At 41.3% G+C, this 12,250-nt stretch carries 14 protein-coding genes; 3 read left to right on the top strand and 11 right to left on the bottom strand.

What is annotated here, in order from left to right; genetic code table 11:
- Window positions 1-15 precede the first annotated feature (15 nt).
- The 9 genes from H5158_RS21445 to zapB form a co-directional block, all read right to left on the bottom strand.
- A complete protein-coding gene (locus H5158_RS21445) occupies window positions 16-396 on the bottom strand; it encodes a hypothetical protein (RefSeq protein WP_149980504.1) in 381 nt (126 codons plus the stop codon).
- A 31-nt stretch (window positions 397-427) separates the two neighbouring features.
- On the bottom strand, window positions 428-2,005 hold the full coding sequence (locus H5158_RS21440; RefSeq protein ID WP_182740858.1) for a S41 family peptidase: 1,578 nt from the start codon (window positions 2,003-2,005) through the stop codon (window positions 428-430).
- Window positions 2,006-2,055: 50 nt separating this feature from the next.
- Window positions 2,056-2,898: an amidohydrolase gene (locus H5158_RS21435; protein ID WP_182740857.1), complete on the bottom strand. Its 843-nt coding sequence runs from the start codon at window positions 2,896-2,898 to the stop codon at window positions 2,056-2,058.
- Entirely contained in the window at window positions 2,895-3,623 is a 729-nt protein-coding gene (locus tag H5158_RS21430; RefSeq protein ID WP_182740856.1) for an SDR family NAD(P)-dependent oxidoreductase, read from the bottom strand. The genes H5158_RS21435 and H5158_RS21430 overlap by 4 nt, the downstream gene beginning before the upstream one ends.
- 9 nt (window positions 3,624-3,632) lie before the next feature.
- Entirely contained in the window at window positions 3,633-4,121 is a 489-nt protein-coding gene (locus H5158_RS21425) for a peptidylprolyl isomerase (RefSeq protein ID WP_182732172.1), read from the bottom strand.
- A 76-nt stretch (window positions 4,122-4,197) separates the two neighbouring features.
- Window positions 4,198-5,688, bottom strand: a complete 1,491-nt coding sequence (locus H5158_RS21420) for a LysM peptidoglycan-binding domain-containing protein (RefSeq protein WP_182740855.1) — start codon at window positions 5,686-5,688, stop codon at window positions 4,198-4,200.
- A 54-nt stretch (window positions 5,689-5,742) separates the two neighbouring features.
- Window positions 5,743-6,762 carry an MBL fold metallo-hydrolase gene (locus H5158_RS21415; protein WP_182740854.1) on the bottom strand — a complete coding sequence of 340 codons (1,020 nt, stop codon included), beginning with the start codon at window positions 6,760-6,762 and terminating at the stop codon, window positions 5,743-5,745.
- Window positions 6,763-6,869: 107 nt separating this feature from the next.
- Window positions 6,870-7,169: a cell division protein ZapA gene (locus H5158_RS21410; RefSeq protein WP_149980511.1), complete on the bottom strand. Its 300-nt coding sequence runs from the start codon at window positions 7,167-7,169 to the stop codon at window positions 6,870-6,872.
- Window positions 7,169-7,399, bottom strand: coding sequence for a cell division protein ZapB (gene zapB, locus H5158_RS21405; protein ID WP_145238165.1), 231 nt, complete (start codon window positions 7,397-7,399; stop codon window positions 7,169-7,171). Before zapB ends, H5158_RS21410 begins: the two co-directional genes overlap by 1 nt.
- A 234-nt stretch (window positions 7,400-7,633) precedes the next feature.
- On the opposite strand from zapB, the gene H5158_RS21400 reads away from it, so the two are divergent.
- Complete coding sequence (locus H5158_RS21400; protein WP_182740853.1) at window positions 7,634-8,473, top strand: 23S rRNA (adenine(2030)-N(6))-methyltransferase RlmJ; 840 nt, start codon at window positions 7,634-7,636, stop codon at window positions 8,471-8,473.
- Window positions 8,474-8,524: 51 nt separating this feature from the next.
- On the opposite strand, the gene H5158_RS21395 is transcribed toward H5158_RS21400, so the two are convergent.
- Together H5158_RS21395 and H5158_RS21390 are read right to left on the bottom strand one after the other, a co-directional pair.
- The gene (locus H5158_RS21395) at window positions 8,525-9,340 is read right to left on the bottom strand and encodes an META domain-containing protein (RefSeq protein WP_182740852.1); all 816 of its coding nucleotides are present in this window, start codon (window positions 9,338-9,340) and stop codon (window positions 8,525-8,527) included.
- A gap of 139 nt (window positions 9,341-9,479) precedes the next feature.
- A complete protein-coding gene (locus H5158_RS21390; RefSeq protein ID WP_145238171.1) occupies window positions 9,480-10,046 on the bottom strand; it encodes an alkylphosphonate utilization protein in 567 nt (188 codons plus the stop codon).
- Between the two features lie 247 nt (window positions 10,047-10,293).
- Between H5158_RS21390 and H5158_RS21385 the strand changes: the two genes are divergently transcribed.
- Together H5158_RS21385 and H5158_RS21380 are read left to right on the top strand one after the other, a co-directional pair.
- Window positions 10,294-11,568 (top strand): EAL and HDOD domain-containing protein, encoded by a 1,275-nt coding sequence (locus tag H5158_RS21385; protein ID WP_182740851.1) that lies wholly within the window; start codon window positions 10,294-10,296, stop codon window positions 11,566-11,568.
- A gap of 47 nt (window positions 11,569-11,615) precedes the next feature.
- Window positions 11,616-12,224, top strand: coding sequence for a paraquat-inducible protein A (locus H5158_RS21380; protein WP_145238177.1), 609 nt, complete (start codon window positions 11,616-11,618; stop codon window positions 12,222-12,224).
- Window positions 12,225-12,250 lie beyond the last annotated feature (26 nt).

Genomic DNA, 12,250 nt, shown 5'->3' with positions numbered 1-12,250 from the left:
CCTAGCACCTAGCACCTAGATATCATTCACCTTGCATTGTACATCCGGTAGCGGCTCGGTGGCTTTGCTATCGAGATGACGTACAAAGCATAGGTTGTTTTTTATCAGTAATTCAAAACGGTCTGGCATGTTTAGCTGTTTACCCATAATAGGGTTGCCAAGCTCGTCGGTTTTAGTGACGTTATCAACGACCATCAAGCTGCGCTTCATAAACACATCATTAGCTACTGCAATCTTCTCTGAGCGCATTAGGCGAGCAATTCCTTGAGCAATCAGTTCCCCTTGAGGCTCTGTTAGTAATGCATGCTGTAATTTTGGTGTTGGTTCACTGCTTTGCACAGAGCAGCCGCTGATCAAGAGCGCGGTTAGTATTGATAATGAACATTCTTTTAGCATAACAATTCTGCCTTGAGTTTAATGCTAACGCTTAATGCGAAGGCAGTATTTTATTTTGCTCAGCAAGAGATCCAGCCCGTGTATCTAATACTGCAGGGGTATCGCCAAAGCGTGCAGGTGCAAAACCTTGCTTACTGGCTATTGAACTGGCTGCTGGACAACTACCATTATCACGATAACCCAACGCGGCTTTTAGTACCGCTTCTTCAGGATCGCCTAACTGGTGGCTAAAGTCATCAGCAACGGCGCAACCGGCTATGTGTACTGGTAAGCGGGCATTGTCAGTGGTGTTTTGCGGCGCAAAACCATCTGAATATTCACCAAAACCTTTATTGTTTTCGCCAGTAAATTGAATGCTAAAGTAAGTCGTATCGCAGTTATCTGTGGCGTAAAATCCATAAGGTTTGCCGCAAGTACCAGCGCCAATTTGAATAACTTCAATATCAGCGCCGCGTAAGCCATTTATTATCGCTTCGCTGGCAGAGCAAGTGCTACTAGTGGTTAATAAATAAACGCGTTTTAAGTTAAGGCTTGGTAATGGTGTACCTGGTATTAATGCCGGGTTCTCGGCAAAGCCAACAAATTCATCGGTGAACATCACAGGCTCCAAACGCTGCCCAGTAACAGGGTTAAAGGTTGGGTGTTGATCGTTAAAAATGGTTTTTTCGAAAACTTTACCGTTGGTGTTCGCGGGGCCTGCGATCATATAAGCAACTTGACTGGCCATTTGTAAAAAACCACCGCCATTATAACGAATATCAATAATCAGATCAGTGACATTACTTGCTTTGAGATTATTAAAGGCATCATAAAGCGGTTTTTCAGCAATTGCATTGTGGCTATTAAATTGAAAGTAACCAACAGTGCCATCAGCTAAAGTCTTCACGTTTGTGACTGGCCTAGAAGTAATCGTTTGTGAGTTTAAAATAACTTCGCGGGTTTCATCGGTATTAATATCTTTGAATACGAAGGTAGTGCTTTTACCGGTTTGAGTTGGATATAAACCCGCGTTGAGGATATCGACCTCTGCTTGTGTGCTGGCATTGATAAAATCAACACCATCGATTTCTAAAATCTCAAAGCCGCGGGCAATATTTTGCGCACTTGCAGGTGAGTTGGGCTCTGTATAGCTGATCACACCTTGACGTGGTGCTGTAGAGCTGATTAATTTAACTTTAAAACCATAACCAAAAGTCACTCCTGATTGGCTTTGGGCTTCCCATTGTGCAGTTGGCAGGCTAGAGTGAAAGTTGTCTTTGTTTGCGCCTGACTCGGTAATTTGCTCGGTTTTTAGTAATTTAAAATATTCATTTACAGCAGGGGTCAGCGCTGGATCACGATCGATAATTTCGTCATACCAAAGGTAGGTTTCATTGCTCCATGAGCGCAGCCAGTGCTTTTCGTTTAATGCTTGGCATTGTTGATAAAAATTACTTGAGGGTTGAAATACACCTTGTGTCCAATTGATTCTGTTACCAGTGTCGCCATCACCATTGCTGTTATTGTTGTTGTCGGTCATTGTACTACCGCCACCACAGCCAGAAAGAAGCGCTAGAAAAGAAACATTGAAAAGCCCAATAGTGAGCTTTTGAATAGAGGAAACAGCCATAGTGATGATCTATTTTTTATACAATATAAACTCAATATAGCGGTTTTTAATTAAACTTGGTAGCAGTGCTGCGCATTTTTGTAGCTAAGTTGTTGCCATACACTATGAGTATTACACAGCTCAAAATGGTTTGACCAACGCTGTTGATAACTCGCGTTGATTTGACACACAGGGAAATTACTAGCAAACATAACGCGGTGCTGACCAAAGTGTTGCAGGATAAAGTTAAAACACTGCTGTTGTTGAGTTTGCAGCTGCGCGGTGAGTAGCTCAAAGCCTGAAAATTTAATCCAGCAGTTAGGTAGTTGCGCTAATTGGCTGATCCCCTGCTGCCAAATTGACAGATTATTGGGTAAACCCGCATGGTTTATTATTAATTGTAAATGCGGAAGTTGTTGGCAGTAGTTGATTAGCTGTTGGGTAATCGTAAGCTTTTCAACTTCAAATTGAGCTTCAAATATCAGCTGCTTACTGGCTAATAGCGCTAAGTTATCATGGCATGTAGCATGGCTTAAGCGCATGGCATCAGCGCCTTCGGTGATATCTCTAATGCCCACTAAGCTTGGGTGTGATAAAGCGGTAATTGCATTATTAAAATCGTCGGGATGACTATTAATATTGGCAAAGCTGATAGCTTTATAATTGTGGCCACTTAAGTGCTCAGCTAGCCAGTGCAGTTCATTGATGGGGTGCTGGTTATCAAAGCCTGCTTCAATGTGTACTAGGCCAGCAATTTCAAACTGACTTATATGCTGTAATTGGTTAACACTTATGGGCGCTTTAATCGTATCTAAATTTGGCCAAGGCACAGGATTGTTACCTTGTAGCCAATCATATTGCCCTTGGACTAAATTAAAAAAGTGTACGTGGGGGTCAATAATACGTTCACTCATTGCGCGGTATAACCACCATCAATGGTTTGCAAGCTGCCGGTAATAAAGCTGGCATCATCACTGGCTAAAAACGTAACTAATGCTGCGACTTCATCAGCTTGGCCTAATCGTCCGAGTGGCTGTAATGCGCCTTCTTCGGCAACTATAGTGGCTTTATCGGCGCCACTACGAGCACAATATGCGTCGATAGCATTATGAAAAAGCGGTGTTTCTATGGTGCCTGGGCACACTGCATTGGTGCGAATATTAAACTGGGCATAATCCAATGCGGTGGTTTTTGCCATTGAGGCTAACGCATGTTTGGTCAGGTTATACGCAAACGAGTTGTTTTTAGCTATGATGGCTTGATCTGAGGCAATTAAAATAATCACCCCATTTTGTTGCGCTTTCATGCTTGGTAACACGCTTTGAATTGCCGCGTAGGCACCTTTTACATTAAGTGCAAACAAGCTATCGAAGGTTGCTTCGTCAGTGTCTTCAATTGTCGCGCTTAGATGACGGCCGGCATTCGATACCAACACATCTATACATTTGCCATTACTGGCAATCTTTGCAATAACCGTTTTTACTGCGCTAACATCACTCACATCGCAGTGGTGCCAAGTGCCTAAATCTGCAGGTTCTAGATCAAGGTTATGTACTTGGTAACCATTATTTAGAAAACGCTTAACAACAGCAAGACCTATACCTTTACTGCCGCCTGTAACGATAGCAACCTTTGACATGGAATTTCCTTAGTGGTTGTGACCACAACCGCCTTCGCTATGGACATGGCCGTGTGATACTTCTTCGCTGGTTGCTTCACGTACGCTAAGTACTTGTACATCAAACGTTAGAGTTTTGCCTGCAAATGGGTGGTTTAAATCACAATCAGCATTGAAACGACCTACTTTCACGATCGTCACTTGATGACGGCCTTGATTAGAGCTAACCATTGCTGTCATACCTGGCTTCCATACTTTAGTGTCACCTTGAAGGTGTTTAAGAGGAATGCGTTGAATAAGATCATCAACACGTTCACCGTAAGATTCACTCGGTGTAAGTGTCACGCTGAAGCTATCGCCAGCAGCCTTGCCTTCAAGAGCTGTTTCAAGACCAGGAAGCATACCTTCCAAACCATGAATATAGGTTAGCGGCTCACTGCCAGTACTTGTTTCTAGTTGCTCGCCCGCTTCACTTAATGTGTAGTGAAATTCAACTGCCGAGTTTTTGCTAATTTGCATGCCGATCTCTTTAATTTAACTGTAATGAAAAGCTAATTTTACGCTAAATAAGCCGGATTATAAACTACTGGTTCGGTTAGTGTGGTTGCTTTAAGGTTCTTGCAAGCTCTGAAAGTAAACCTTCGTCATGCAATTGTGACACGGCCTTTGTTGCTTGCGGCAAATGTAGCACCAGCTGCGTGCCAGGCGTTAAAATACTCGAGGCACTAAGTTTATTCCACCGGGCTAAATCACTATGCGGCACATCATAAAGTTGGCTGATTCCCCAGATAGTATCACCAGGCTTTACCTGGTATTGGATTGCGATAGTGGGGATCGCTATTTCAGTTTGTTCAAGGTAAGGACTGATTTTATAATTGATAGTTAACGAGTCTGGCATGGTGCGAGGTTGGCCAACCATCAGTGCTTCACCAATACCAATTAAATTAGAGGTTTTGTTATTCATCGCTTTTAGTTTGTTAACTGATAATCCAAAACGACGAGCAATCGAGTACAAAGTATCATTTTTTTTCACTGTATATTCGCCAGTGAAATTATTTTTAAAGAACTGGCTGCTTAATAAGCTTTGCTGTTGCAGTGGTAGTAATAAAGTATGAGGACCATTAGGTGAGCTTTGGTTTTTTAAATAGCCAGGGTTGAGTTTGTGTAGTTGGCTGCGACCAATACCAGATAAATTGGCGATCACCGAAAAATCAAATTGCTGGCCAACGTTAAGCTCAGTTGTAAGGGCTTTGTTGGCAAGTTTAGGGCGGTATAATCCGCGCTGAGGGTTTTGTATTAAGTAGCTTAATGCCATTAGCTTTGGCACGTATTCAGAGGTTTCTTTGGGTAATTTCAACGACCAGTAATCAGTGCTTTTGCCGCGCTTTTTATTTTCTGCGATGGCGCGCTTTACACGTCCTTCGCCACTATTATAAGCCGCTAATGCATGTAGCCAGTCGCCATCAAAGCGCTTATGTAAATACTCTAAATAGGCCAAAGCGGCATCTGTTGAAGCGAGAACATCTTTGCGCCCGTCATACCATTGATCTGATTTTATGCCGAAGTGATGAGCCGTCGCACCGACTAATTGCCATACCCCAACAGCTTGTTCTGAGGAGCTAATAGTCGGGCGAAAGTCACTTTCTACAAAAGGCAATAAAGCTAATTCCATGGGTAACTTACGTTGCTCTATTTTACTAACAATATGATAAAGATAAGGCGCAGCCCGGGCACTGACAACCTGTAAGTATTTTGGTTGCTTGGTATACCAGGTAATCCGTTTATTTAGTGCTTTGTTTAGGTAAATTTGAATGGTTAAGTTGTCGGCTATATGTCGCCATAAATCTTTATTGCGAGTGTGCGCTTGAGGTGATGTAGCGGCTTGTTGCGCTGGAGCTGTTAATGTTATTTTTTGTTTTTTATGCTTGGTATCTGTGGGCTGTGCTGAGCTATTTGATGACGGTTTAACGTGATTAAAAATAACCGGAGCTTGCACAGTATCACTTGGCGCTGAATATGGCTCAGTTGTTTGGCAACCGGATAGTAAAATTAAAGTCACAAACAGGGCTAAGAGGTAACTGCGCATAAACATCACTAAATTAATATCCTTTTAAAAGTCTAGCACATCCACGTGCGAGCGCTATTTTGACTGTTTAACTCGTTTAAGTCCAGCCTCTAGAAACAGCGGGTAAGCTTTTCGTGCTATCTCATCAACTTGGTAGTCTTTCGCAAACTGCTGATTAAAGCTTTGCTGTAATTGCACTAAATCTTGCTCTGGATAGTTTGTTACATGCTGTTGTATCGCGTGCAAAAAGTTTAATGGTTGCTGTAAATCGTCTCGTTTTAGTACGCTTCCGTGGCCAGGCAGGATTATCTTGATGCGCTGATCTGAGTGAAGTTGTGTGAGTATTTTCAACCAGTTATTAAAATTACCATGGCCGGGATAAGGTAGCCAATCAACCACATCAGCACCGACTAAAATGCGATGATTTTCGGCGCTGAGAGTTAAATCACCATTAGTATGGGCTTGGTGTGCGTTAATCGTGACTGGGTAGTTGCCAAGTTCAATGGTTAAGCTATCAACAACGTAAGTTTGTGGTGGTTGTAGTTGATATTGGCGCCATCGTAATAATCGCTGCTTAGCTAAGTTGAGTTTGTTTTGCCAGTGCTGTTGTTGCGCTTCGGGCTGCTGGGCTAAACGCTGTAAACTCAATTCGATACTTTTTTCATAACTATCAAGTTTATTAGTATAGGTTTGTTGGAGTTGACTAAATTCAGTAGCAAGCTGTTGATGGACAATTAATTGAGCATCGGGGAAATGATGCTGCAAAATAGCCATGCCCAGTAAATGGTCGTCGTGGAAGTGACTAGCAACTAAGTAACACAAGGGGGTTTTTAAGGTGCTTTTTAGTTGCTTAACGGTTGCTTCAACAGCGGCAAAGTCGCCACTGGCATCAAACATTAGCGCGCATTTATCACCTTCAATGAGCACTTGGTTTGAGTCATAAAAGCGTAGGGCTCGTTGCTGCTCTAAAAATTGTACGTTAGGGGAGATTGTTTGCCACTGTGTTGCTGCAACAGCAGAGCGGGGTGCAACAAGACTAAAGCTTAGCAATAAAAGTGCAGTTAACTGAGTGGGGATATAAAAAGGGTGAGTCATAACAGTATTGCCAAAATAGAGAAAATAAAATAGGCAAGTTAGCTGATTTTGTTTTTAATTGATACTGGAATCCACGAGATAATAAAAAAAGCGCGAGTGCGCTTTTTTTATTCGGCTGACGATTGCCCTAAGTAAGCACTGAGCTTATCGATGAGTTGATCCTGCTGCTGTTGGGTAACGCTTTGCTGTGTTTTTGCTTCGAGTAACTCATGGCTAATATTCAAGGCTGCCATTAATAAGGCTTTTTGATCATTGCGCACTGTTGAGCGCTGCTTCATTTGATCAACCAAATCATTTAAGTATTTGGCTGATGCAATGAGTGCATCCTCTTGCCCAGCTGGGCAAGCAAATTGCTGCTCTTTACCAAGCAACTCAACTGTGACTCGCTGGTTTTGCAGCTCAGACATTAGTTAGCCTGTTGGGCGCTTTGTAGCTTCTCAAGTAAACCCGTTAAAGTTGTGCTGGTGTCTTTTTGTTTTTCTTCACTTTCAAGTACTTCAAGTTGAAGAATTTCATTTTCATCGATTAGCTTACTATTTTTATCTTTAAGCTCGCTAACCTGAGTTTGTAGCTGTGAATTTTGGCTAATTAATTGGTCGATCAATTGTTCTAGTTGAGAAAGGGTATCGTTATTCATAAAGGCGCTCATAAAACTGTGATTATTGTCATGCAAATGTAAAGCAAAGTTGCTTTATATGCCAGCATTTACGTGTGTTTTGGCTGATTTTTATTTAATGTTAATAAGCTGTTCAGGCTAGCGACTAATTTGTTCATAAGTGGTTCACTTAATGGCCAGCAATTTATGACCCTTGGCGTTTTATGTTGTAGAATATAACTAACTTCAATGAGTTTATTTAAGCGAAATTATATTATGCTCAGTTACAGACACTCATTTCATGCTGGAAACCCAGCCGATGTCGTTAAACATTTGGTATTAGCTCAGGTATTAAGTTACCAGACGCTCAAAGATAAGCCATTGGACTATATCGATACTCACTCAGGAGCTGGCTTTTTTGAATTAGCCAGTGCTGATGCACAAAAAACGCAAGAATACCTAAATGGCATTGCTAAGCTTTATCAACATCGCAGTGAGCATCAGGAACTAAATGATTATATTGATTTAATTAAATCATTTAATGATACAGAACAATTAGCTTTTTATCCGGGCTCGCCGAAAATTGCTGAGCATTTCTTGCGTCGCCAAGACAAAGGTTGGTTTTTTGAGCTACATCCGCGAGATTTGGCATTACTACAAGAAAACATGAGCGGTAAGCGCTCAATTCGTGTCCGCGGCGAGGATGGCTTTACGGGTCTAGTGGGGTTATTACCCCCCGCTTCGCGCAGAGCATGTGTACTCATTGATCCACCTTATGAAATTAAAGACGATTACGACACTGTGGTAAAAACATTAACGAAGGCTTATCAACGCTTTGCTACTGGCACTTACATGATTTGGTATCCGGTGGTCGACAGAGAAAGAATTGAGCGTATGGAAGAGGGATTGATTGCTTCAGGTATGCGTAATATTCAGTTATTTGAATTAGCGACTGAAGCCGATACTGACGTGCATGGCATGACTGCATCGGGGATGATGGTAATTAATCCACCGTGGAAGTTAAAACAAACTATGGATAAGGTATTACCTGAACTAGTTACCTTATTAAGCGATTCATCAGGCTTTTATCGCAGCGAGCAATTAGTTGCCGAATAAACATTGAAACGCCCAGTTCACTGGGCGTTTAATTACAGAGAGTGATTAGAGTTAATTAAAATACACGGCTTTAAAGGTTGCCAGTACTTTACCTTGCTTATCTTTTAAGGTGAGTGATTCACCATTAATATTCCACGTCGCAGTATTTTCTAGTACGCCAGACATTGCAGTTTCTTGTTCCATACCTTGAGAGCACATTTTTCTAGTACTAGCTTGCGGGCTGAATGTCAGTGCTTGTTGATCTACTTGATAACTACCAGCAAAATTATTGCAGCCTAAAAAGCCATGGCTTTTGTTATCTTTACTAAATTGAATAAAGGGTTCTTTTGTTTCAACAGTGACTTGCACGCCATTTATAGTAACAGCTTTAAAATACGTATTTACTAAATCGACATTAGGCTTTTGCGGCGCAACTTTAGACACGACTACTTCATAAGGTGCTTGTTGTGATTGCTCAAATGGATTGTTATGTGTAGTACTAACGTACAATAACTTATCTTGATTAGTGATACGTGCAATTACGCTATAGCGATGACGTTGATCCATTTTGCTCGCGTCGTAGCTAAGCTCTACCGTATAAGGTGGTGCGCCAGTGATATCAATAGTTTGTTGACTAATTATTTCTGCTTCAGTATCCATCTTTGACACATCAGCTAAAGTCACTGTGAGTTGTGATCCAGGACCTAACATGCTGCGATCAAGGTAGCTAACTTGAGTTGTTAAAGTGGCCATGGCTGCATCTTCAGTGGTTTGTTTAGTTTGTGGATCAGGTAGGCTCTTGCACCCGTTAAGTACCATTGCACTGCTGGCCAATAAACTAATGCTGGCAATCGATTTTAAAACTGAATAAGGTTTGTTCGATAGCATGGTTTATTCCTTGAAATAAATGAATCGGTTGATTTTTAATCTATTGGTAGTTTACAGCGCGATTACTTAATCATAGCTTAATTATATTTAGGAACAAAAAAAGGCGCATAAATGCACCTTTTTGTAGGCACAGAGATATTTACTTCTTCACAAACTTGGTCAAAATAACAATGCGCTGACCGTCCACACGTCCTTCAATATGTTCAGGGTTGCTGGTTAAGCCGATATTACGCACAGCAGTACCACGTTTAGCCGTTAAGCTACTGCCCTTAACATCTAAATCTTTAATAAGTGTGACTGTATCGCCGGCTTGCAGTACCACGCCGTTGCTATCAACATGTTTAATATCATCATTTTCAGCAAGTACTTTTTTAGCCCATGCTAACGTATCTTCTTCAAGATAGATCATGTCTAGCGCATCTTGTGCCCAGCCATTATCAGCAGCTAAACGGGTTAGCATACGGTACGCCACCACTTGTACCGCAGGTGTTTGGCTCCACATGCTATCGTTTAAACAATGCCAATGAGTAGGGGTAATATCAGTGGTGCCTTCAACTTGGTCTTTACACGTCTGGCAGGTATAAATACATTTATCTGAATGAGCTTCAGTGACAGGTGGCACTTCGTATACAGAAAGGTTTTCAGTTGCAGTACATAACTCACATTGGTTATTACTGCGTTCAACTAAGGCTTGTTCAATGCTCATATCAAGGCTCTTTTGGGGGTTAACAGAAAAGTAAGCCCTTATTATACTCAATCATCAGTCAAATTAGAACTTATCCATTATTTTAGTGTGGGTATAGTGAAAACTTTGGTTTTACAGGTCGTTTGCAGACATTCAGTAAAAGGAGCATTATTGCTTAGGCAAGGCGCAAAAACCTTACTATACTGAGTACATAAAATAACAACAATTTAGCTGGCATGAGTCACTATAGTTATTAGCAGGAAATAATATGCTTGATACGCAAATAACCGCCGAGGTGCCAAAACTTGTTACACAATACATTGCTAGGCAGCCAATTTTTGATGCTGAAACAGGCATTTATGCATACGAATTACTGTATCGAGATTCGATAAATAACGCATTCCCTATTGGCACAACAGATGGTCAGGCTACTGGGCGGCTGTTTTTTAACGCTTTAATGCTTATTGGTATAAATAAACTTACTGCGAACCAACGCGCTTTTATAAACCTTTCTTCAGATGCCCTACTAGATGATTTCCCTAAATTATTGCAACCCGATAGCGCAGTAATAGAAATTGTTGAACGAGCCGACAACATTGATAAAGTGACCAGTCGAGTTACGGCTCTAAAAAAAGATGGCTATACTTTTGCTCTCGATGATTATGATGGAGATGAAAAATGGGAGCCATTATTACATTTAGTTGATTATATAAAGCTTGAAGTTGAAGAGCCCATCATTAAAACCAATATGCTGTTAAAAAAGCTTAAACGCCGTTTTCCTGATGTAAAAATCATAGTTGAACGAATTGAAACGCACGAACAATTTATGTTGCTAAAAAGTGCCGGCTGCGATTACTTTCAAGGCTTCTTTTTCGCGCGTCCAGAAATGCTCAGCTACCATAATGTTGAGCCATCTAAATTTGCTGTTTTTGATTTGCTGCGCTGTACGTCGCGCCCAGATCTCGATTTTGATGAAGTCCACCAGCGGGTAGCTAAAGACGTCGGTTTAACTGCTCGTATTCTTAAATTAGTGAATGCACGCTCTGGTAACCAAAATTTAGTGATCACCTCTATTTCACAAGCGGTTATTTATTTAGGTGAAGATGCAATTCGTCAATTTGTAAGAGTGTTGGCGCTTAGTGAACTAGGGGTTGATAAACCTAGTGAACTAACTAAGTTGGGGTTAACTCGTGCGCATTTCATGCAGTTAATGCTAGAGCCTGGCGGTAAGGAAATGTCTCAGCGTGGTTACTTAGTTGGCTTGATGTCAGTGCTCGATGCTATTTTAAATATGGAACTGGATGTTATCGCAAAAGAGTTTTGTTTAGGCGATGATTTATCGAGTGCACTGCTTAACTTTAACGGTATGTTAGGTGCTACTTTGCAGTTAGCTCGCGCGGTAGAGGAAGATAATTGGCCATTAGCAGTTAAATTGTTAGAAACCATTCGGCCAGCTTCTCCCATCGATGTTATTTATAATGCCATGCTCGTAGCACGGCAATACGGCGATGAGGTTTTAGCCTCAATTATTGAAGATACTTAATACCTTGAGTATGATGCGCCATCATCAATATACTTTAAAAGACGACTATGCGTTTATTACTGCCGATCACGACTATTTTAATTGCTCTGGCGTTGTTATTACCTGGCGTTACTCAGCCTGTGCTAACCCTTGAGGGGAAAATTGATAAATCAAAGCTCGCCAAAACAGGCATTGCTATGATTGCTGATGAAGGTGACCGTCATACCCGCAATATGTTAATGATGGCGTCGAGCATGTTGGGCCTTGATAAACTCGAAGGTGAAATTAGTGCTTATAAAAAAACACGGAGCATTTGGGGCACGGTTAACGAACTTGCCAATAATAAAAATTACCTAGTCGCAGCATTGGTAGCATTGTTTTCAATTGTGGTGCCAGCTTTAAAACTGTTGATGCAATTAGTTTATTGTTTAATACCGATGAACAAATTAAAGCATATACTCGGTCAAGTTATACAAGGCTTGAGTAAATGGAGCATGGTAGATGTTTTTGTCATTGCTTTGATTGTGGCTTACCTTGCTGGTAACGCCGATGGCCAGATGGGGGAATTGATCAACATGCATGCCGAATTTGGTACAGGTTTTTGGTACTTTACCGGTTATTGCTTATTTGCCATCGCCGCCAGCAGCTTAATTAAAGTTACGCCAAAAAATAGTTAAACGTTTGTGTTAACTAAATAGTTATC

The organism is Pseudoalteromonas sp. SR45-6 (assembly GCF_014163545.1).
In the GTDB taxonomy this organism is placed as follows: Bacteria; Pseudomonadota; Gammaproteobacteria; order Enterobacterales; family Alteromonadaceae; genus Pseudoalteromonas; species Pseudoalteromonas rhizosphaerae.
The sequence above is the reverse complement of the archived record's forward strand: the minus strand, read 5'-3'. Positions and strand labels throughout refer to the sequence as shown.

Excerpts from the sequence above, each read along its gene's own strand:
- H5158_RS21445 (WP_149980504.1), bottom strand. The coding sequence starts at position 396 with ATGCTAAAAGAATGTTCATTATCAATACTAACCGCGCTCTTGATCAGC.
- H5158_RS21440 (WP_182740858.1), bottom strand. The coding sequence starts at position 2,005 with ATGGCTGTTTCCTCTATTCAAAAGCTCACTATTGGGCTTTTCAATGTT.
- H5158_RS21435 (WP_182740857.1), bottom strand. The coding sequence starts at position 2,898 with ATGAGTGAACGTATTATTGACCCCCACGTACACTTTTTTAATTTAGTC.
- H5158_RS21430 (WP_182740856.1), bottom strand. The coding sequence starts at position 3,623 with ATGTCAAAGGTTGCTATCGTTACAGGCGGCAGTAAAGGTATAGGTCTT.
- H5158_RS21425 (WP_182732172.1), bottom strand. The coding sequence starts at position 4,121 with ATGCAAATTAGCAAAAACTCGGCAGTTGAATTTCACTACACATTAAGT.
- H5158_RS21420 (WP_182740855.1), bottom strand. The coding sequence starts at position 5,688 with ATGCGCAGTTACCTCTTAGCCCTGTTTGTGACTTTAATTTTACTATCC.
- H5158_RS21415 (WP_182740854.1), bottom strand. The coding sequence starts at position 6,762 with ATGACTCACCCTTTTTATATCCCCACTCAGTTAACTGCACTTTTATTG.
- H5158_RS21410 (WP_149980511.1), bottom strand. The coding sequence starts at position 7,169 with ATGTCTGAGCTGCAAAACCAGCGAGTCACAGTTGAGTTGCTTGGTAAA.
- zapB (WP_145238165.1), bottom strand. The coding sequence starts at position 7,399 with ATGAATAACGATACCCTTTCTCAACTAGAACAATTGATCGACCAATTA.
- H5158_RS21400 (WP_182740853.1), top strand. The coding sequence starts at position 7,634 with ATGCTCAGTTACAGACACTCATTTCATGCTGGAAACCCAGCCGATGTC.
- H5158_RS21395 (WP_182740852.1), bottom strand. The coding sequence starts at position 9,340 with ATGCTATCGAACAAACCTTATTCAGTTTTAAAATCGATTGCCAGCATT.
- H5158_RS21390 (WP_145238171.1), bottom strand. The coding sequence starts at position 10,046 with ATGAGCATTGAACAAGCCTTAGTTGAACGCAGTAATAACCAATGTGAG.
- H5158_RS21385 (WP_182740851.1), top strand. The coding sequence starts at position 10,294 with ATGCTTGATACGCAAATAACCGCCGAGGTGCCAAAACTTGTTACACAA.
- H5158_RS21380 (WP_145238177.1), top strand. The coding sequence starts at position 11,616 with ATGCGTTTATTACTGCCGATCACGACTATTTTAATTGCTCTGGCGTTG.